This window comes from Kineococcus anabasis (assembly GCF_054590795.1).
On sequence record NZ_BAAIHU010000002.1, the window covers coordinates 124,244 to 142,302 of the forward strand.

14 protein-coding genes and 1 tRNA gene are annotated in these 18,059 nt (G+C 77.8%); 8 read left to right on the top strand and 7 right to left on the bottom strand.

Annotation, left to right across the window (positions count from 1 at the left end):
- Positions 1-71: 71 nt before the first annotated feature.
- The gene (locus ACYQBY_RS04115; protein ID WP_459642558.1) at positions 72-1,964 is read left to right on the top strand and encodes a putative bifunctional diguanylate cyclase/phosphodiesterase; all 1,893 of its coding nucleotides are present in this window, start codon (positions 72-74) and stop codon (positions 1,962-1,964) included.
- Positions 1,965-2,040: 76 nt separating this feature from the next.
- A complete protein-coding gene (locus ACYQBY_RS04120) occupies positions 2,041-3,036 on the top strand; it encodes an NAD-dependent epimerase/dehydratase family protein (RefSeq protein WP_459642559.1) in 996 nt (331 codons plus the stop codon).
- Between the two features lie 38 nt (positions 3,037-3,074).
- On the opposite strand, the gene ACYQBY_RS04125 is transcribed toward ACYQBY_RS04120, so the two are convergent.
- The gene (locus ACYQBY_RS04125) at positions 3,075-4,139 is read right to left on the bottom strand and encodes a LacI family DNA-binding transcriptional regulator (RefSeq protein WP_459642560.1); all 1,065 of its coding nucleotides are present in this window, start codon (positions 4,137-4,139) and stop codon (positions 3,075-3,077) included.
- Between the two features lie 106 nt (positions 4,140-4,245).
- Between ACYQBY_RS04125 and ACYQBY_RS04130 the strand changes: the two genes are divergently transcribed.
- A complete protein-coding gene (locus ACYQBY_RS04130; RefSeq protein WP_459642561.1) occupies positions 4,246-5,388 on the top strand; it encodes an MFS transporter in 1,143 nt (380 codons plus the stop codon).
- A gap of 104 nt (positions 5,389-5,492) precedes the next feature.
- Here ACYQBY_RS04130 and ACYQBY_RS04135 read toward each other — a convergent pair whose 3' ends face one another.
- Positions 5,493-6,233, bottom strand: coding sequence for a TSUP family transporter (locus tag ACYQBY_RS04135; protein ID WP_459642562.1), 741 nt, complete (start codon positions 6,231-6,233; stop codon positions 5,493-5,495).
- Between the two features lie 507 nt (positions 6,234-6,740).
- Here ACYQBY_RS04135 and ACYQBY_RS04140 point away from each other — a divergent pair.
- Positions 6,741-7,514 carry an ANTAR domain-containing protein gene (locus tag ACYQBY_RS04140; RefSeq protein WP_459642563.1) on the top strand — a complete coding sequence of 258 codons (774 nt, stop codon included), beginning with the start codon at positions 6,741-6,743 and terminating at the stop codon, positions 7,512-7,514.
- A 144-nt stretch (positions 7,515-7,658) separates the two neighbouring features.
- Positions 7,659-10,322: a SpoIIE family protein phosphatase gene (locus ACYQBY_RS04145; RefSeq protein ID WP_459642564.1), complete on the top strand. Its 2,664-nt coding sequence runs from the start codon at positions 7,659-7,661 to the stop codon at positions 10,320-10,322.
- A 10-nt stretch (positions 10,323-10,332) separates the two neighbouring features.
- Here the strand turns inward: ACYQBY_RS04145 and ACYQBY_RS04150 are convergent, their stop codons facing one another.
- Positions 10,333-11,094: an alpha/beta fold hydrolase gene (locus tag ACYQBY_RS04150; RefSeq protein ID WP_459642565.1), complete on the bottom strand. Its 762-nt coding sequence runs from the start codon at positions 11,092-11,094 to the stop codon at positions 10,333-10,335.
- A gap of 67 nt (positions 11,095-11,161) precedes the next feature.
- Here ACYQBY_RS04150 and ACYQBY_RS04155 point away from each other — a divergent pair, with 67 nt between their 5' ends.
- Positions 11,162-12,172 (top strand): helix-turn-helix transcriptional regulator, encoded by a 1,011-nt coding sequence (locus ACYQBY_RS04155; protein ID WP_459642566.1) that lies wholly within the window; start codon positions 11,162-11,164, stop codon positions 12,170-12,172.
- Between the two features lie 41 nt (positions 12,173-12,213).
- Here ACYQBY_RS04155 and ACYQBY_RS04160 read toward each other — a convergent pair.
- Together ACYQBY_RS04160 and ACYQBY_RS04165 are read right to left on the bottom strand one after the other, a co-directional pair.
- Positions 12,214-12,286, bottom strand: a tRNA-Arg gene (locus tag ACYQBY_RS04160).
- Between the two features lie 100 nt (positions 12,287-12,386).
- Entirely contained in the window at positions 12,387-13,667 is a 1,281-nt protein-coding gene (locus ACYQBY_RS04165) for a hypothetical protein (protein WP_459642567.1), read from the bottom strand.
- Between the two features lie 227 nt (positions 13,668-13,894).
- On the opposite strand from ACYQBY_RS04165, the gene ACYQBY_RS04170 reads away from it, so the two are divergent.
- On the top strand, positions 13,895-14,302 hold the full coding sequence (locus ACYQBY_RS04170) for a hypothetical protein (protein ID WP_459642568.1): 408 nt from the start codon (positions 13,895-13,897) through the stop codon (positions 14,300-14,302).
- A 52-nt stretch (positions 14,303-14,354) separates the two neighbouring features.
- Here ACYQBY_RS04170 and ACYQBY_RS04175 read toward each other — a convergent pair whose 3' ends face one another.
- A complete protein-coding gene (locus ACYQBY_RS04175; RefSeq protein WP_459642569.1) occupies positions 14,355-15,269 on the bottom strand; it encodes an NAD(P)H-hydrate dehydratase in 915 nt (304 codons plus the stop codon).
- Complete coding sequence (locus ACYQBY_RS04180) at positions 15,266-16,090, bottom strand: histidine phosphatase family protein (protein WP_459642570.1); 825 nt, start codon at positions 16,088-16,090, stop codon at positions 15,266-15,268. The genes ACYQBY_RS04175 and ACYQBY_RS04180 overlap by 4 nt, the downstream gene beginning before the upstream one ends.
- Before the next feature lie 210 nt (positions 16,091-16,300).
- Between ACYQBY_RS04180 and ACYQBY_RS04185 the strand changes: the two genes are divergently transcribed.
- Positions 16,301-17,938 (top strand): PP2C family protein-serine/threonine phosphatase, encoded by a 1,638-nt coding sequence (locus ACYQBY_RS04185; RefSeq protein WP_459642571.1) that lies wholly within the window; start codon positions 16,301-16,303, stop codon positions 17,936-17,938.
- Positions 17,939-18,059 lie beyond the last annotated feature (121 nt).

Here is an 18,059-nt window from a genome sequence, read left to right on the forward strand (position 1 = left end):
GCTGGAGCGAGGTGCGGCCCCCGCCGGGGCCGCCGACGAGAACGACGGCGTCCTCGGGAACAGGGGATCTCATGGCAGCGCGTCAGGCCCGCCCGCGCGGCGCACCACCCACCGGGAACGGCGTGCCGGACCAGATCCTCGCCGCGGCGCTGCTGGGCACCCTGGTCGTCCAGCTCGCCGTCGCGTACACGCAGGGGCCCGCCGGGTGGTCGCCGCACCTCGTCGTGGCGGAGCTGGCAGGCGCCCTCTGGCGGGCCTTCTTCGGCAGCTGGTTCGCGCTGACCGCCGGGCGGCCGCGCCGGCGCTGGACCTGGGCGGCCGTCCTCGTCGTCGACTGCCTGCTGCTGACGCTGAGCATGGCGGCCATCCCCGGTCCCGCGCCCACGATCCTGATCCTGCTGCTGGCGCGCCTGCCGTTCGCCTGCTCCGCCCTGCCGGTACGGCAGCTGCCGGTGGCCGGGGCGGCGGCCGTCGGTGCGCCGGCCCTCGTCGTGCTGCACCGCGCGCTGACGCAGGACCCGCTGGAGTGGGGGACGCTGTGGGTGTTCCTCGTGGCCGCCGCGCTCGTCGGCGGCAGCACCGTGCGCGTCACCCGGGCGCTGGCCGCCGCCGAGGCCCGCGCCCGCGAGCTCGCCGCGCAGGCCGGGGAGCTGGCCGAGCGACGGCAGCACGACGCGATGCACGACGCGCTCACCGGCCTGGCGAACCGCAGCCTGTACGCCGACCGCCTCGCCGCCGCGGTGGCCCACGCGGAACGCACCGGGACGGACGTGGCGGTGCTGCTCATCGACCTCGACCGCTTCAAGCTGGTCAACGACAGCCGCGGCCACCACGCCGGGGACGAGCTGCTGCTGGGCATCGGGCAGCGGCTGTGCGACAGCCTGCGCTCCAGCGACACCCTGGCCCGCCTCGGCGGGGACGAGTTCGCCGCGATCGTCCAGGACGTCGGCTCACCCGCCGACGCCCTCACCGCCGCCGCCCACCTGCGCGACGCGCTGCGGACCCCGTTCCGGCTGCGCACGGCGGGCGGGGAGCAGGCCGTGTACGTGACCGCCAGCATCGGGATCGCCTTCGCCCGGGGCCGCGCCGGCGACCTGGGCGCGGTGCTGCGCGAGGCCGACACCGCGATGTACCGGGCCAAGGCGCGCGGGCGCGGCCTGGTGGAGGTCTTCGACGAGAGCACCGGGCACCTGGCCCAGCGCCGTCTGGACCTGGAGACCCGGCTGCGCCAGGACCTCGACGGCCCCCCGGGCGAGCTGTCCGTCGCCTACCAGCCGATCGTCGACCCCGTCAGCGGCCGCGCGCTCGGGCTGGAGGCCCTGGCCCGGTGGACGTGCGCCGGGTACGGGCCGGTGGCGCCGGACGAGTTCATCGCCATCGCCGAGGACTCCGGGCTGATCCACGAGCTGGGCCGGGAGGTGCTGCGCACGGCGCTGGCGGACGCGGTCCGCTGGCACCGGCTGCACCCGGACCTGGAGGTCGCCGTGAACGTCTCCCCGGTCCAGCTGCACCGCGCGGGGTTCGCCGAGGAGGTGGCGGGCCTGCTCGCGCAGGTGCCGGTCCCCGCGCACCGGCTCTGCCTGGAGGTGACGGAGGGAGCCCTCCTGGAGCGCCACGGGGCGAGCAGCGCCAACCTGCGCGCCCTGGACGAGCTGGGGGTCGTCCTGGCCGTCGACGACTTCGGCAGCGGCTACTCCTCCCTCGCCCAGCTCCGCCGCTTCCCCGTGGGCAAGCTGAAGGCCGACCGCTCCTTCGTCGACGACCCCCCGATCCTGGGCGCGGTCGCCGACCTGGGGGCCGCCCTGGGCTGTCCCGTCCTCGCCGAGGGGGTGGAGACCCCCCGGCAGCGGGAGGTCGTCGTCGAGCGCGGGTACACCCAGGCCCAGGGGTTCCTGTGGGCCCGGCCGCAGCCGGCCGGCGCCATCAGCGACCTGCTGCGCGCCCAGCGGGCCGCGGCGGGCTGAACGTCCCGCACCGGCCCGCGTTCGCCGGTGGGAGAAACGCGTGACCCGCCGCCCGCGCGGCGGTCAGGATCGGTCCATGAGGCTCCTGGTGCTCGGGGGAACGCGTTTCGTCGGCCGCGCCGTCGTGGGCGAGGCGCTGGAGCACGGGTGGGACGTCACCGCGCTGCACCGCGGCCGCACGGGGGAACCCCCTGCGGGGGTTCGCGTCCTGCACGCCGACCGCACCGATCCGGCGGAACTGGCGGCGGTGCTGGGCGGCCCCCTCGCCGGTGCCGGGTGGGACCTCGTCGTGGACACCTGGGCCGGTGCCCCGCGGGTGGCCACCGACGCCGCGCGGCTCCTCGCGGGCCGGGCCGGCCGCTACGGCTACGTCTCCAGCGGCTCGGTGTACGTGTGGGGCCGGCACACCGACGAGAACTCCCCCGTGGTGGACGGCGACCCCCGCGCCGGCGAGGGCGACTACGCCGCCTGCAAGCGCGGCGCGGAACTGGGCGTCCTCGCGTCGTTCCCCGACGCCGTGCTCGCCCGGGCGGGGCTGGTCCTCGGGCCGCACGAGGACATCGGGCGGCTGCCGTGGTGGCTGCTGCGCACCGCTCGCGGTGGGCGCGTCGTGGCTCCCGGGTACCCGGGACGCCCGCTGCAGTACGTCGACGCCCGCGACCTGGCGGCGTGGCTGCTCTCCGCCCTGGCCGGTGGGGTGGGCGGGCCGGTCGACGTCGCCGGCCGCTCCGGGCACGCCACGACGGCGGAACTGCTCGGCGCCTGCGCGCGCGTCACGGGCTCGGCGGTGGAGTTCGTGTGGACCGACGAGGAGCGCCTCGCCGCCGCCGGGGCCCGGCCGTGGGTGCACCTGCCGTGCTGGGTTCCCGAGCGCGGCGAGTTCGCCGGTTTCCTGGAGGCCGACACCGCACTGGCCGCGCGGACCGGGCTGGTGTGCCGGCCGGTGGGGGAGACCGTCGCGGACACGTGGGCGTGGATGCAGCGCGAACCCCTGCCGCCGCAGCGCCCCGACCGCGACGTGCACGGCCTGCCCCGGGAACTGGAGGAGCTGCTGCTGTCCTCCGCGGGGTGAGGGGTTCCCCGCGCGCTCCTCCTGCGCCCGGCCGCCGGTCAGCGCGGCGGACGCGTGGTGGTGCGCTCCACGACCCGCCACCCGTGCGGTGCCGCGGTCCCGCCCGCGCGCCCGAGCACCGCGCGGGCGCAGTGGGCTCCCTGCTCGCGCAGGGACTGCGCGAGGGACGTCAGCCCGGCGGGTGCGGCGGCGTCGCTGTCGTCCCAGCCGGTGACGGCCACGTCGCCGGGAACGCGCAGGCCGGCGCTCGCGGCGGCCCGCAGGGCACCGAGGGCGAGTTCGTCGCTCATCGCGGCGATCGCGTCCGGCGGGTCGGTTCCCCGGAGCAGTTCCAGGGCGAACGCCTCGCCCTCGGTGACGTGGTTCACGGGGCACACGGCCAGCCGCAGGCCGGCCGCCGGGTGGCCCGCGCGTGTCCAGGCGTCGCGGAAACCCTCCCACCGGTGGCGCGTCACGGGGAACCTCACCTCCACCGCCTCGTCCCCCGTGAGCAGCCGGCGGGCGCGGCGGCGGTCGAGCGGGAAACCCAGCACGAGCGGGCGGCGGGCCCGCGCGAACGCCACCGGCCCGATCGCGGCCGCCGCGGCGCGGTCGTCGATGCCGACGACCGGCATCCCCCGCCCGTGCGGCCCGGCGTGGACGACCGCGGGCAGGCCCGTGCCGGCGACGGCGTCCAGGACGGGGTCGTCGTCGCTGGTGGTCCACACGACGAAACCGTCCACGGCCGACTGCGCGACGCGCTGGGCGTCGGAGGGGGCGCCGGTGATCGGCACCAGGGTGAGACCCACGCCCTCGGCGGCGCACACGTCGGAGACCCCCGCCAGGAAACGCGCCGCCTGCGGGTCCTCGAAGGCGTAGCTCAGCCGCTCGCCGAGGACGACGCCGAGCGAGCCCACCCGTCCGCGGCGCAGGGAGCGGGCGGCCGGGTTCGGCCCGGGGTAGCCCAGTTCCCCGGCCGCCGCGCGCACCCTCGCCGCGGCCTCGGCCGAGACCCGCTCGGGCTGGGAGTACGTGTAGGAGACCGTCATCGGCGAGACGCCCGCGGCCCGGGCCACCTCGCGCATCGTCGGTCGCCGCGCGGGGTTGCCGACGGCGGGGTCCATGGCGCAGACTCTAGCTGTGTACCGTTACACAACGCAGCGGAAACGCTCGGGGACCGCGGCCTCCCGGCCGGCAGCACCGGCGGAGCCGGCCGGGACCGGTCCGTTCGTGCGGGACGCGCCCACCGTGCTGTCCTACGCCGCACTGGGCTGCTTCACCTTCTGGCTGTACGCGTTCGGGCCCGCGGTGACCCTGCTGCGCGAGGAGCTGCGGTTCTCCTACACGCTGCTCGGGCTGTACTCCGTGTCGTGGTCGGTGGGCGCGGTCCTCACCGGGCTCGGGTTCGCCTGGGCGGCCCGGCACCTGTCCAGGGGTGCGCTGCTGTGGGGCTCGGCGGCGGGGACCACCGCCGGCGCGGCACTGTTCACCCTCGGGACGGGCGTCCCGGCCACCCTGCTCGGGGCCGCGGTGTTCGGCCTGGCCGGCACCACGCTGCTCACCGTGGTCCAGGCGGTCCTGTCCGACCGGCACGGCAGCCGGCGGGACCGGGCCCTGGCCGAGGCCAACATCGGCGCAGGTGCCTCCGCGGTGCTCGCCCCGCTCGTCCTCGGTGCGCTCGCGGCCGGCGCGGTGGGCTGGCGCGCCGCGTTCGCGCTGCCGGCCGCGGTCCTCCTCGTGCTCTACCTGCGCAACCGCCGCCGGCCGCTGCCCGCGGCACCGCGACGTCACGTCACCGGTGGCCCCGGCGGGCTGCCGCTCGCCTGCTGGCTGTTCGCCGTGCTGACCGCGATCAGCTCTGCCGTCGAGTTCTGCCTGGTGTACTTCGGCCCCCAGATGCTGCTCGGCACCGGCCTGTCCGCCGCCGCCGCGGGAACCGCCCTGAGCGCGAACTTCCTCGGCATCCTCCTCGGGCGCGTGTTCGGTGCGAGGCTCACCCGCCGCCCGGGTCGCGGCACCGCCCTGCTGTACGCCTCGCTGGCGCTCACCGGCGCCGCCTTCCTGCTGTTCTGGCTGAGCGACCGGCCCGGCCCGGCCGTCCTGGGGTTGTTCCTGTGCGGGGTGGGGATCGCGAACCTCTACCCGCTCGCGCTCGCGCTCACCCTCGACGCCGCCCGCGGGCACGAGGACCGGGCCAACGCCCGCTCGCAGCTCGTCCTCGGCCTGGTCGCCGCCGCCTCCCCGTACCTGCTCGGCAGCCTCGCGGACCGCTACGGCCTCGCCGCCGCGTTCGCCCTGGAACCGGTGCTGATCGGCCTCAGCGTCCTGCTGCTGTGGGGCGGGCTCCGCGCCCACCGCGGCGCCGCCCGCTAGGACTCCGGCGCCCCGGCGGGCGGTGCGCCGCCACACCGTGTGGACCTCGCGCCTCGGCTGCCCGCTCAGCGGGCGGGGCCCGGGCGCCGGTCCCGGACCGCCTCTCAGGGCACCACGCCGGACGCCTTCGCGAGCAGCAGCAGGGCGCCGAGGGCCGCGAGGACCAGCACGAGGGTCCGCACGCCGGCGGGGCTGGTGCGCCGCACCAGGGGCCGGGCCGCCGCCGCGCCGAGGAGCAGGCCCAGCCCCGCCTGCAGCAGCCGTGACGGCTCGGCTGCCGGCAGCCCCAGCACCGCCAGGGTCACCGCGTTGAGGGGCAGGGCGTAGGCCTGCAGGGTGGCCGTGGCCACCGGTGGGGCCCAGCCGCGGTGGGCCACGAACAGCGCCACCGGCGGCCCGCTCACCCCGCCGAGGACGTTGAGCACCCCGCTGCCCGCACCGGCGGCCACCGCGCCCGCGGGGCCGTCCACCCAGCCGGCCCGCCGGCCGGAGGCGACGAGCCCGACCCCGAGGAGGACCGCCGCCCCCGCGGCGGCCGAGACCCAGGCGCTGCTCACGCGCTCGGTCACCAGGGACGTCGGCACCACCAGGAGCGCGGCGGGCACCAGCAGGCGCAGCGCGTCGCCCCAGCGCACGAGGCGGTGGACGCGGGCGAGCAGGACCACGTTGAGCAGCAACGACATCGCCACGCTCAGCCGCACCCCGTCGGCGGGGCCGAGGGCGAGGGCGAGCAGGGGTCCGGCGACCAGCGCGAAACCCGTCCCGCTGAGGACCTGTGCCGCGGTCGCGACCCCCACCGCCGCCACCACGGCCACCGCCAGCCACGACACGTCCCCGGGGATCACCGCGGGATCGTTCCAGAGGTCCGGCCGGTGCCCGTGCGTGCAGCGGGTGGGTGGACGGCGAGCGGGTGCGGCCCGGCCTGCGGGCTCGTGCGCGGAGCGGGTCCCAGGACTCGAACCTGGCTCTCCCCGGTGGTGCCGGAGCGCGTCGCCACGGACGCCTGACCCGCGCGGCACGCGGCCTCGACAGCTGCGTGCGCGGGACCCAGCTTGCCGCCCGGCACCTCCCGCCCGCGCCGGTTCACAGATTCTTCACAGCTTCCGCGGAACACGACCGCGTTCGCCGCCGCACCGGGCCACCCGCCGGTCCCCACGGCACGGCAAGGGCTTCTCCCGCCATCCGGCGTACGATGGGGGTAACTGCGCGACTACAGCGCCCCGTTCGGCGGTGCGTGGTGGGGAGAGCCGGGACACGGCTCCCGCGGTGACCGCCGGCGACCTGCCGTCCGGTCCCACCGCAGACGGACCGCGCAGCTCCGGCGTCCGCGTGCAGAGCGGACGGATCCCGCCGTGAGCAAGACCACCGCCCCCCCGGTGCGCACCCGCGACGGGTCCGCACCGGCCACCGGCACCACGTCCTCCCCGCGGACCCTCGCGGACCCGCGGGACGCCTTCGTCGAGCTCGGGCGCATCGTCCTGGGCCAGCAGCCGCTCAGCGAGGTCCTGCAGCGCGTGGCCGAGCTGGCCCGGTCCTGCGTCCCCGGCGCGGAGGAGATCTCCGTCACCCTCCTCGAGGGGTCCACGGCCCGCAGCGCCGCCTTCACGGGCAGGCTGGCCGCCACCCTGGACGAGCGGCAGTACGAGACCGGCTTCGGCCCCTGCCTGGACGCCGCGCAGTCCGGGCACACCGTCCGCATCGACGACACCGCCGACGAGCCCGTCTACCCCGGCTTCGCCGCCACCGCCCGCCGCCAGGGCGTGTGCAGCGTCGTCTCCGTCGGGATGCCCGCGACCCAGCGCGTCCTGGGCGGCCTCAACGTCTACCGCTTCGACGGCGGAGCGCTGGACGCCGAGGCCGTGGAGGTGCTGCAGACCTTCGCCTCCTACGCCTCCGTCTGCCTCGCCAACGCCGCCCTCCTCGACGCCACCGCCGCCCGGGCCGGGCAGCTGCAGCTGGCCATGCGCTCCCGCGCGGTCATCGACCAGGCGCAGGGGGTCCTCATCGCCCAGCTGCGCTGCACGCCCGAGGAGGCCTTCCAGCACCTGGCGAAGCTCTCGCAGAACACCAACCGCAAGCTGCGCGACCTCGCCGCCGACGTCGTCGAGCAGGCCGCGCGGGGCTGAACCCCGCGCCGCGGCGAGCTGTGGTGCGCCGGGCGCTCACCTACCCTGGAGCCGGTGGTGTGCGGCGACGACGTCGCCGCGGGACGCCCGGCGCCGTCGGCCGGCGCCGGCGCCGGCCGCGAGGTAGTCAGGAGTGCGTGCCCAGTGAGCGACGTGGCGCCCCACCACGGTGACGGCACCGGCGGCCCGGCCGGAGAAGACGCGCGGCGGCGGGCCGTCCGGCGGCTGGTGACCACCGGCACCAACCCCGCCCTGGACCGGTTGGTGGAGCTGGCCGCCCGGCTGCTGGGGGCACCCTCGGCGCAGGTGTCCCTCCTGTCCGACGTGCAGACCATCAGCGCCGCCGCGGGCCTCGACGTCGACGCGGTGGGCAGGACCAGCCCGCTCGCGGAGTCGCTGTGCACGCTGACCGCCGAGGCGGGGACGGCCCTGGTCGTCGAGGACGCCGCCGCCGACGAGCGCGTGGCGGCCCTGCCGCCGGTGGCCGCGGGAGCCGTCGGCGCCTACCTCGGCGTGCCGATGACCGGTCTGGACGGCCACGTCGTCGGTGCGCTGTGCGTCTACACCCGCACCCCGCGGCGCTGGAGCCAGACCGACGTCGCGCTGCTCACCGACCTGGCCACCGCCGCGGTGACCGAGCTGGAGCTGTCCGCGCTGTCGGTGGAGTACGAGGCAGACCGGCTGCGCTGGCAGCTGTCCATCACCGCCGGTGGCGTCGGCAGCTTCGACTGGGACCTGACGACCGGCCGGCTGAGCTGGGACGACCAGCTCGTCGAGCTGTTCGGGTACGAGCGGCACACCTTCGACCAGAGCATCGAGGCGTTCAACGCGCGGCTGCACCCCGACGACCTGCCGCGGGTCGGCGAGGCGCTCGGCAAGGCCGTCGAGGAGTGCGGGGACTACGAGGCCGAGTACCGCGTCGTGCTGCCCGACGGCAGGACCCGGTGGGTGCAGGCCCGCGGCAAGGCCCTGGGCGACGAGACCGGCAAGGCGGTCCGGGTGCTCGGCGCGGCCTACGACACCACCGCCTCCCGCGAGGCCGACGCGCGGGTCTCCCGGGTCCTGGAGTCCATGCCGGCGGCGTTCTACTCCCTCGACCCCGGGTGGCGCTTCAGCTACGTCAACGCCGAGGCCGAGCGCCTGCTGGGCCGCCCGCGGCAGGAACTCCTCGGCGGGGTCGTGTGGGAGCTGTTCCCGCACGCCGTCGGTGCCGCCTTCGACACCCAGTACCACCGCGCGGTCGTGACCGGTGAGCCGGTGGCCTTCGAGGCGTACTACCCACCACCCCTGGACGGCTGGTACGAGCTGCGCGCCTGGCCCGGCCCGGACGGGCTGTCGGTGTACTTCCTGGAGATCACCGACCGCAAGCGGGCCCAGGAGGAGGCCGAGCAGGCCCGGGAGGCCGCCGAGGCCGCCCAGCGGCGCGCGGAGGCGGCGCAGCAGCGGGCCGAGGCCAGCCGGGCCGGTGCCGAGCGCACCGCCGGGCGGCTGCGGCTCGTCGCCGAGGTCGGCAGGGACCTCGCCGCGACCCTGGACACCGAGGAGTCCGTGGCCCGCCTGGCCCAGCACCTCGTGCCCGCCCTGGCGGACTGGTGCGTCGTCACCCTCGCCGACGAGCACGGTGGCATGCGCGACATCGGCTCCTGGCACGCCGAGGAGGCCATGCGCCCGGTGATGTCGAGGTACCGGCAGATCCGCCTGGCCGCGCTGGACCCGTCGTCGCACCTGCACGACGCGCTGCGCACGGGCCGCCCGGTGCTGGTGGAGCGGGACGCCACCACCGAGATCTCCGGGTTCCTGGCTCCCGGCGAGGCGCGGGACCTGCTGCGGCGGCTGGCCCCCGACTCCGCCCTGCTGCTCCCGCTGCGCGCCCGCGAGCGCACCGTGGGGCTGGTCACGATGTGCCGCGGCCCCGAGCGCGGGCCCTGGACGGCCGAGGACCGGCTGACCCTCGAGGAGGTCGCGGACCGCGCCGCCCTCGCGCTGGACAACGCCCGCCTCTACGGCCAGCAGCACCGCATGGCCGAGGGCCTGCAGCGCAGCCTGCTCACCGCGCCCGTGCAGCCGGACCACCTGCAGGTCGTCGTGCGCTACCAGCCGGCCGCCGAGGCCGCCCAAGTCGGCGGAGACTGGTACGACGCCTTCCTGCAGCCGGACGGCGCCACGGTCCTCGTCATCGGCGACGTCATGGGTCACGACATCGACGCCGCGGCGGCCATGAGCCAGGTCCGCAGCCTGCTGCGCGGCATCGCCTACGCCACCGGCGCCGGCCCCGCCGTCGTCCTGTCCGGCCTCGACGCGGCCATGCACGGCTTCCGGATGGAGCCCACCGCCACCGCGGTCGTGGCCCGCATCGAGCAGACGCAGGACGAGCGGGAGCGGGACGTCACCCGGCTGCGCTGGTCGAACGCGGGGCACCCCCCGCCGATGCTGCTGACCCCGGACGGCACCGTCACCGCCCTCGCCGGCCTCGGGCCGGACCTGCTGCTGGGCATCGTCCCGGAGCACCCCCGGGCGGACTCGGCCATCGCCGTGGACCGCGGCTCCACCGTGCTCATGTACACCGACGGCCTCGTCGAGCGGCGCGACCAGGGCCTCGACGAGGGGCTGGCCCGGCTGCGCCAGGTGGTCGCGGACCTGGCGGGGGAGGACCTCGACGGGCTCGTCGACGGGATCCTGACCCGCATGCTGCCCGAGCGCCCCGAGGACGACGTCGCCCTCGTCGCCGTGCGCCTGCACCCCCACGACCGGCCCCGCCCGCCCGAGGCCGGCCCGAACGTCGAGCCGGAGACCCCGCCCGTGGGGTGAGGGCGCCGGGTCAGACCTCCGCGAGCAGCGCCGCCAGTTCGCGGGGGGCCGTGAACATCGGCCAGTGGCCCGCGTCCAGCTCGTGCCACGTCAGGTCGGGGGCGAGCAGGTCGGCGAAGACCGGGTTGCCCGGCTGCGCGCGGGCCAGGGCGAGGACCTGCTGCGCGTCGCGGCAGGCGATGCCGACCCGTCGGGGCCCGTGCCCGCTGCCGAGGCCACCGCCCGGGTACCGCACCGGCTGCGTGTAGGTGCCGAAGGGGTGCGGCGTGGCGAGGCGCCGCAGGCGTTCCCAGACCTCGCCGTCGACCCCGGTGGCGTCGCCGCCGAGCTCCTCGCGCCGGGGGAGGGGCAGCCGCCAGCCGTCGCCGACCCGCGCGCGGAGGCGCTCCTGTTCCTGCGGCGGGGAGTAGTCCAGCACCGACATGCCCTCCGGCAGCGCGGCCGTGTCGACGTGGACGAGCGCGGCCACGAGTTCCGGCACCCGGTCCGCGGCCGCCGTCACGACCGTGCCGGCGTAGCTGTGCCCGACGAGGACGACGCCGTCCGCGTCGATGTGCCGCAGCGCGGCCACGACGTCGGCGACGTGCGTGTCGAGGTCCACGTCCGGCCCGCCGAGGTGGGCCCGCTCGGCCAGGCCGGTCAGCGTGAGGGGGTGGACGTCGTGGCCGCGCGCCCGCAGGTCCGCCGCCACCTCCCGCCACGCCCATGCCCCGAGCCACGCGCCACCGACCAGTACACAGGTGCTCATCGCCATCTCCTCCTGCTCGTCCACCGACGGGTCGAGGCTAGGGAGGGGTACCTGACAGATCCTGTCAGTTGTCCGACGTAGTCTCGCGGGCATGAAGGCGGCCCGGCTCGTGAGCGTCCTGCTCTCCCTCCAGGCGCGCGGCACGGCCACCGCGGAGCAGCTCGCCGAGGAGTTCGACGTCTCCGTCCGCACGGTCTACCGCGACCTCGCCGAGCTGCAGGCCGCGGGCGTCCCCGTCTACGGCGAGCGGGGGGAGGGCGGCGGGTACCGCCTCGTCGGCGGCTACCGCACCACCCTCACCGGCCTCACCACCGAGGAGGCCGGCGCGGTGCTGCTGACGGGCGCGCCCGGCCCCGCCGCCCAGCTCGGCCTCGGCGGGGTGCTGGCCAGCACCCGCCTGAAACTCCTCGCGGCCGTCCCCCCGGCCCTGCGGGAGACCGCCGCACGCGGCGAGCAGCGCTTCCACCTCGACCCCGGCGGCTGGGCGCACGCGGGGGAGCGGGAGACGCCCCACCTCGCGGACGTGGCCGCCGCCGTGTGGAACGACCGGCGCCTGCGCATCGTGCACCGCCGCCCCGGCGGGGAGGAGCGGACCAGCGAGGTGGAACCCCTGGGCCTCGTCCACAAGACCGGGACGTGGTACCTCGTCGCGACCCGCGGCGGGGAACCCGTGGTCTTCCGCGCCGACCGCATCACCGCGGCCGACGTCCTGGACGTCCCCGCCCACCGCCCCGAGGGGTTCTCCCTCCAGCGGTTCTGGCGGGACTGGGAGGACGGCTACGCCCGCACGCTGCCGCGGTTCGTCGCCCACGTGCGCCTCGGTCCCCGGGCGCAGCGCTTCCGCGCCCGGCTGGGACCCCTCGCCCCGCGAGCCGTGGAGGAGGACGCCGCCGGCTCCGACGGCTGGACCCGCCAGCGGCTCGTCTTCGACGACGCCGAGGTCGCCACGGCCGCCCTCCTGGCGCTCGCCCCGGACGTCGAGGTCCTCGCCCCGGTGGAGCTCGTGCGCTCCGTCGGGTCGACGGCGCGGGCGGTGGCGGAGCGGCACGGCGGGAGCGGTGTGCTGGGGGTGACGAGGGGGACACGGACCCCGGGAGGCTGACCGGACGCCCCGCAGGGCGTTCGGCCCGTGGCGACGCGAGGTGCCCCCGGCAGGATTCGAACCTGCGACACACGGTTTAGGAAACCGATGCTCTATCCCCTGAGCTACGGGGGCGCACGCCGTCGGGACCGCAGGCCGGAGCCCGCCGGGCCGCCGGCGCCGCAAGTCTAGCGGGCGGTGCCCCGGGGGCGTCCCGGCCGGCCGCCCCCGCGGCTCAGGCGGGCGGCGGCGCGGGATCCGGCGCGACGTCCACCGCGATGTCCACCGCGACGTCCGCCTCGGCGTCGAGCCCGGCGTCCACCTCGGCGTCCAGCCCGGCGTCGGGCGCCGGCCCGTCGAGCACCTCGCACGGCTCGGGGGAACCGATCTGGTTGCGGGAGGAGTCCACCCTCCAGAAGCCCCCCTCCAGCACCAGGCCGTAGCGCACCGTCCACACCGAGCAGGTCTGCCCGTCCGGGCCCAGGGCCGCGTCCTGCGTGGTGCGCGAGAGGGCCAGCACCTCCACGGCGCCCGGCCCGGTGCCCGCCACGTCCAGCACGTCCAGCTCCAGGTGCGACGTGCTGGCCAGGTCCCCGGCGAAGGTCTCCAGGTCCACGTGCTGCGCCTGCATCCGGGGCGTCAGCAGGTTCCACGCCACGCCGGGCGAGCCGCTGCTCACCGCTCCCGCCAGCAGGTGCAGGGCCTGCGCCGCGGACGCCGCGTCGGGCGTCTGGGTGGACACCCGCACCGCCGGGCGCGCCGCGTCCCCCGCGCGCCGGGCCCCGCACGCCACCGGCGGCGGGGGCGGGGGGACGTCCCGCCACGCCGCGACGGCCTGCGCGACGGCGTCCCGCTGCGCCCAGGGGTCGCCCCCGGCGCCCGCCACGCCGACGACGCCGACGACGTGCCCGTCGATCCCCACGACCGGCCCGCCCGTCGCGCCCGTGTCCGGCAGCACCCCGCGGCCCGGCCCGAGGACCCCCGCGAACGTGTAGCCGAGGGTGGCGACCTCCGCGCCGGGCGGCGCCGGGGCGGCGGCCACCGGCAGGACGGGCCCGGCCGGGGGCTCGCCCAGCACCCGCACCGCCGCCAGGCCCGTGTGCCCGTCGACCCCCGCCACCACGCCCGAGTGCACGGTGTGCCCCAGCCGCACCGACACCGCCGCCGCACCCGCCACCACCTCCGCGGCGGTCAGCACGACACCCGGCGCGACCAGGAACCCCGAGCCGGCGCGGCCGCCGCCGCAGGTGCTCACCGCCAGGCGCGCCACCCCCGGGCCCGCCGCTGCGAGGGTGCCCTCCCAGGTGGGGACCGGCGGGGGAGGCGGCGGTGCGGGGGAGGGCGGGGGCGGCGGCACGGTGGGGGAGGGCGTGGCGGGAGCCGCGAGCGCGGCCTGCGCCCGCCGCTCCGCGGGGGAGCGCACCGGCTCCACCAGGGCGCACCCCGCCGCGGTGCCCGGCAGCAGCAGCAGGCCCAGCGCCCGCAGCACCCACGTGCGGGAGGGTGCTCGCCCCATGTGCCGCCCTCCTCGCCGGCCGCACCCCGGTGGGCGGCCGAGCCGAAGGGTAGGGGGCCGCCGGGTGCATGTCAGGCGAACGTCCGCCTCCCCACCCGGGAGGCGCAGCGCGGGAGCGGCCCGCGGCTCCTTAGACTCAGGCGCCAGGCGACACCCGCAGGGGGCACCCGCCCGCTCGCGGACCGGCCCGGCACCGCACGAGTTCCCGCACAGGAAGCCCCGAGGTCATGTCCGTCAGCGCCACCCCCGCGACCGTCCCGTCGCCCCGCACCACCGCCCGCCGCGCCTCCGCGTCCTGCGCTGTGCTCACCGCGGCCCTCGCGGACTCCGGCTGCATCGTCACCAGCACGGAGGTCTCCGGCGCGGGCTGCGTCGTCGACCTCTACGACGCGCGCTCCCTCAGCCTCGCCGTCGACGTCATCTCCGCCGCGGCCCGCGCCGCCGGGCGTCCCGAGCTCGCCGCGCGCGCGGCGCAGAGCGGCCCCGGCGCCTGGACCGTCACCGCCGCGCCGCAGACCTGGCACGGCAGCTCCGACAAGCCGCTGCCCGCGGTCTCCCGGTCCCAGACGTCGTGGCGCCTCGGCATCCCCGGCGAGGACCTGCCCGCCGTGGCGGCCTGCCTCATCGCCGCCTGAGGACCGCGCCGCCCGCGCCGTGCCCGGCGGGTCACCCACCGGGCACGGCACCTCACAGCTCGATCTCCGCCAGCACCCGGGGCACCTGCCCGGGCAGCTCCCGCGCCAGGAAACCCAGCCGGCCCACGTCCGCCGCCAGCCGGTCACCGGCCCGCCCGTGCAGGTGCGCGGCCCACACCGCGGCCTGCGCGGGGTCCGCGCCGCGGGCGGCCAGGCCCGCCACCAGCCCCGCGAACACGTCACCGGAGCCGGACACCCCCAGGCCTGCGCCGCCCGAGGCGTCCCGCCACAGCCGCCCGTCCGGCGCCGCGATCCACGACTCCGCACCGCCCGCCGCGACCGTGGCGCCCGTGCGGCGCGACAGCTCCACCGCCGCCGCACCCAGGTCAGCGGCCACCTCGTCCTGGTCCTGCCGCAGCGTCAGCGCCAGCTCCGACGGGTTGGGGGTGAGCACCGTGCGCCCCGCGCGCTCCCCCAGGGCCGAGGGGTCCTCCGTGAGCGCCGCCAGCGCCAGCGCGTCCAGCACCAGCGCGCCCCGCACCGCCGGCAGCACCGCCCGCACCAGCTCCCGCGTCGCCCCCACGTCGATCGCGCCGGGCCCCAGCAGCACCGCGTCGGCGCCGCCCACCAGCTCCAGCAGCTCCGCCAGATCCTCCCCGGCCGCGCCGTCCACCGCGCCGCCCGCCGTCTGCGGCAGCGGCAGCACCATCGACTCCGGCAGCGCCACCGCCACGGCCGTCGCGGTGCCTGCCGCGGTGGCCACCTGCATCTTCCCCGCGCCGCAGCGCACCGCCGCCTCCGCCGCCAGCAGCACCGCCCCGGGGGTGCGGGTGCTGCCGCCCACGACGAGGACGCGGCCGCGCTGCTCCTTGACGCTGGCGCCCGGCTCCGCGGTGGGCAGCCGCCACTCCCGCAGCACCGCCGACGTCACCGTCACCGCCCCGCGCTCCCCGCTCCCGGCGCTCACCGCGCGCTCCCCGCCGGTGCCGTGGCCGCGTCCCCGCCGAGGCGGTCGTCGTCCACGCGGTCGTCCGTGACGGGCTGGTCCAGGTCCTCCAGCGCCGAGGTGTCCCCGGCCAGGCGCAGCTCCAGCCCGCCCGCCGAGGCCGCGAACGACGTCACCGAGCAGTTCGCCAGCGGCGCCTCGCGGTCCAGCGTCATCAGCCGCTCCTCGTCCAGCGCCTCCAGCACGAAGCGGAAGTTCATGATCACCGCCTGGTGGCTGACGACGAGGACGTGCCGGCCGGCGTGCTCGGAGCGCAGGTCCGCCAGCAGGCTGCGCACCCGCAGCGCCACGTCGCACCAGCTCTCCCCGCCCGGCGGCCGGTAGTACAGCTTCCCCAGCCGCGCCCGCCGCGCGGACTCCTCCGGGTAGCGCGCGCGCACCCCCGCGCCCGTCAGGCCGTCCCACCAGCCCAGGTCCCGCTCGCGCAGGCGCTCGTCCGTGCGCAGCGGGACGTCCAGGCCCGCCCCGGCCAGCAGCTCCTCCGCGGTCTGCCGGGCGCGCAGGTAGGGGGAGGCCAGCACCACCTCCGGCACCGGCACCCACGAGGCGGTCGTCGCGCTCGTGCCGAGCCGGCGGCCCACGGCGCGCGCCTGCCGCCGGCCCAGCGGCGACAGGGTCACGTCGGCGTCGCGGTCGGCCAGGTCGAGGACCTCCGCGCCCGCCTCCCGGGCGGCGCGGTCGGCGAGGTTGCCGGTGCTCTCCCCGTGCCGCACGAGGGTCAGGCTGGCCGGCTGCCCGAGGGAGGGCGGGGGGACGGGAGGTGTCGCGGGTCCAGGGTCCACCCGACCGTTCCTAGTGCACCGGCACCCACCCCGCACGCCGCCCGGCGGCACAGCGCACGCGGGCGCGGCGCGGACCTGCCACCATGGGCGACCCATCTCGTAGCGGATCGTCGACCCTGCGTGACGGCGGGCGTCCGGTGGTCGACACTGGACCGGGAGGGTCGGGGACGGCACGCTTGCCGCCCGCGGACCAGGGCGGCAGGAGGACGGGTGCGACGGGTGCGACCGGTGCCGCAGCGCGTGACGCTGCAGGTCCGCGTCGGCGCCCTCGGTGCCGTGGTGCTCCTGCTGGCAGCCGTCCTGCTCGGCGTCCTCGTCTCCGGCCACACCCGCGCCGAGCGGCTCCAGGAGCGGCTGGACTCCTGGCGGGTGCTGCTCCAGCTGGAGGACGCCGTGGGCGACGGCCTCGTCGGCTGGCACCACGCGACCCGCGACTACGTCCTCACCGGCAACGCCCGGCGCCTGGCCGACAGCGAGCGCCGCCACGCCGAGCTCGACGGCGCCCTCGACCGGCTCAGCGCGGCCATGCCCGCCGGGGACCCGGAGGTCCGCGTCGCCACCGGCCACATGATCGCCGAGATCCTCGCGCTGCGGGCCACCACCGCTCCGGAGGTCGAGGCCCGCCAGCGCGGTGACCGGGTGCGCGCCAGCGCCCTCGTCGAGCGGCGCTTCGACGCCCCGGGCCTCGACCGGGCGCTGGAGGCGGTGGAGCGGGTGCAGACCCTCACGGAGGACCGGCGGACCGCCGCCGAGAGCGCCAGCCGGGACGCCACGGGGGCCATGCAGGTCCAGCAGGCGGTCGTCGGCCTGCTCGCCCTGCTGCTCGTGCCGACCGTCCTGCTGCTCGTGCGCCGCTGGGTGCTGCTCCCGCTCGCCCGGATCCGCGAACGCCTCCTCGCCGTCAGCGGCGGCGACCTGCACGTGCCCGTGGAGGTGCACGGCCCGCCCGAGCTCGCCGACGTGGCCACGGCCGCCGAGGCCATGCGCCGGCGCATCCTCGACGAGCTGGAGGCCTCCGTGGCGGCCCGCGAGGCCCTGGAGCAGGGCCAGCCGCTCGTCGTGGAGGTCCGGGCGCAGCTGGAGCCGCACCCCCTGCCCGCCGTGCCCGGCTGGTCGGCGGCCGCCGCGCTGCGCCCCGCCGAGGGCGTCCTGGCGGGGGACTGGTACGACGTGGTGTCCCTCGCCGACGGCTCCGTCGCGGTCCTCGTCACGGACGTCTCCGGGCACGGGGCGCGCGCCGGCATCGTCGCCATGCAGGTCAAGCGGGTCCTGGAGAGCAGCCTGCACCTGGACCCCCGGCCCGACGCGGCCCTGGCCCTGGCGGTCCGGGTCTTCGCCGACGAGGCCGAGCGCTTCGCCTCCTGCCTCGTGGCGGTCGTGGAGCCCTCGACGGGAACCGTGCGCTACGCCAACGCCGGGCACCCCCCGCCCCTGGTCCTGCGTCCCCTCGAGGGCGGCGGCGTGCAGGTCGTGGACTCCCTCGACGTCACCGGGCCGCTGCTGTCGTGGCTGCACGTGGCGGAGCCCTCGGCGTGGCACGCGCGGACCCTGACCGTGCCGCCGGGCGCGGCGCTGTTCGCGTTCACCGACGGGCTGCTGGAGGCCCGGGCCGGCTCCGGCGGGGAGGAGCTGGGGGTGGAGGGCGTGCTCGCCGCGCTCGGCGCCCTGCCCGCCCTGGTGCCGCAGGCGGTGGTGGACGCGGCGCTGGAGGCGGCGCGCCGGCACAGCGGCGGCCGGGTCCGCGACGACGTCACCCTCGTGGCCCTGGCCCGGGCGCCCGTGGCCCCCCAGCCGGGCCCCGTCCCACCCGCCCCGCGGGTCCGCAGCGGCAGCAGGCCGCAGCGCTGACGGGCCGCCTCCCGGCGCCTCCCGCGAGAGGCGGTCCGGGGCGCGCGGGGAACCCCCCGGGCCGGTGCGCCGGCCCGCGCGCACGTCCCCTGCGCGCGCCGCGCACGCCCTAGGGTGTCCC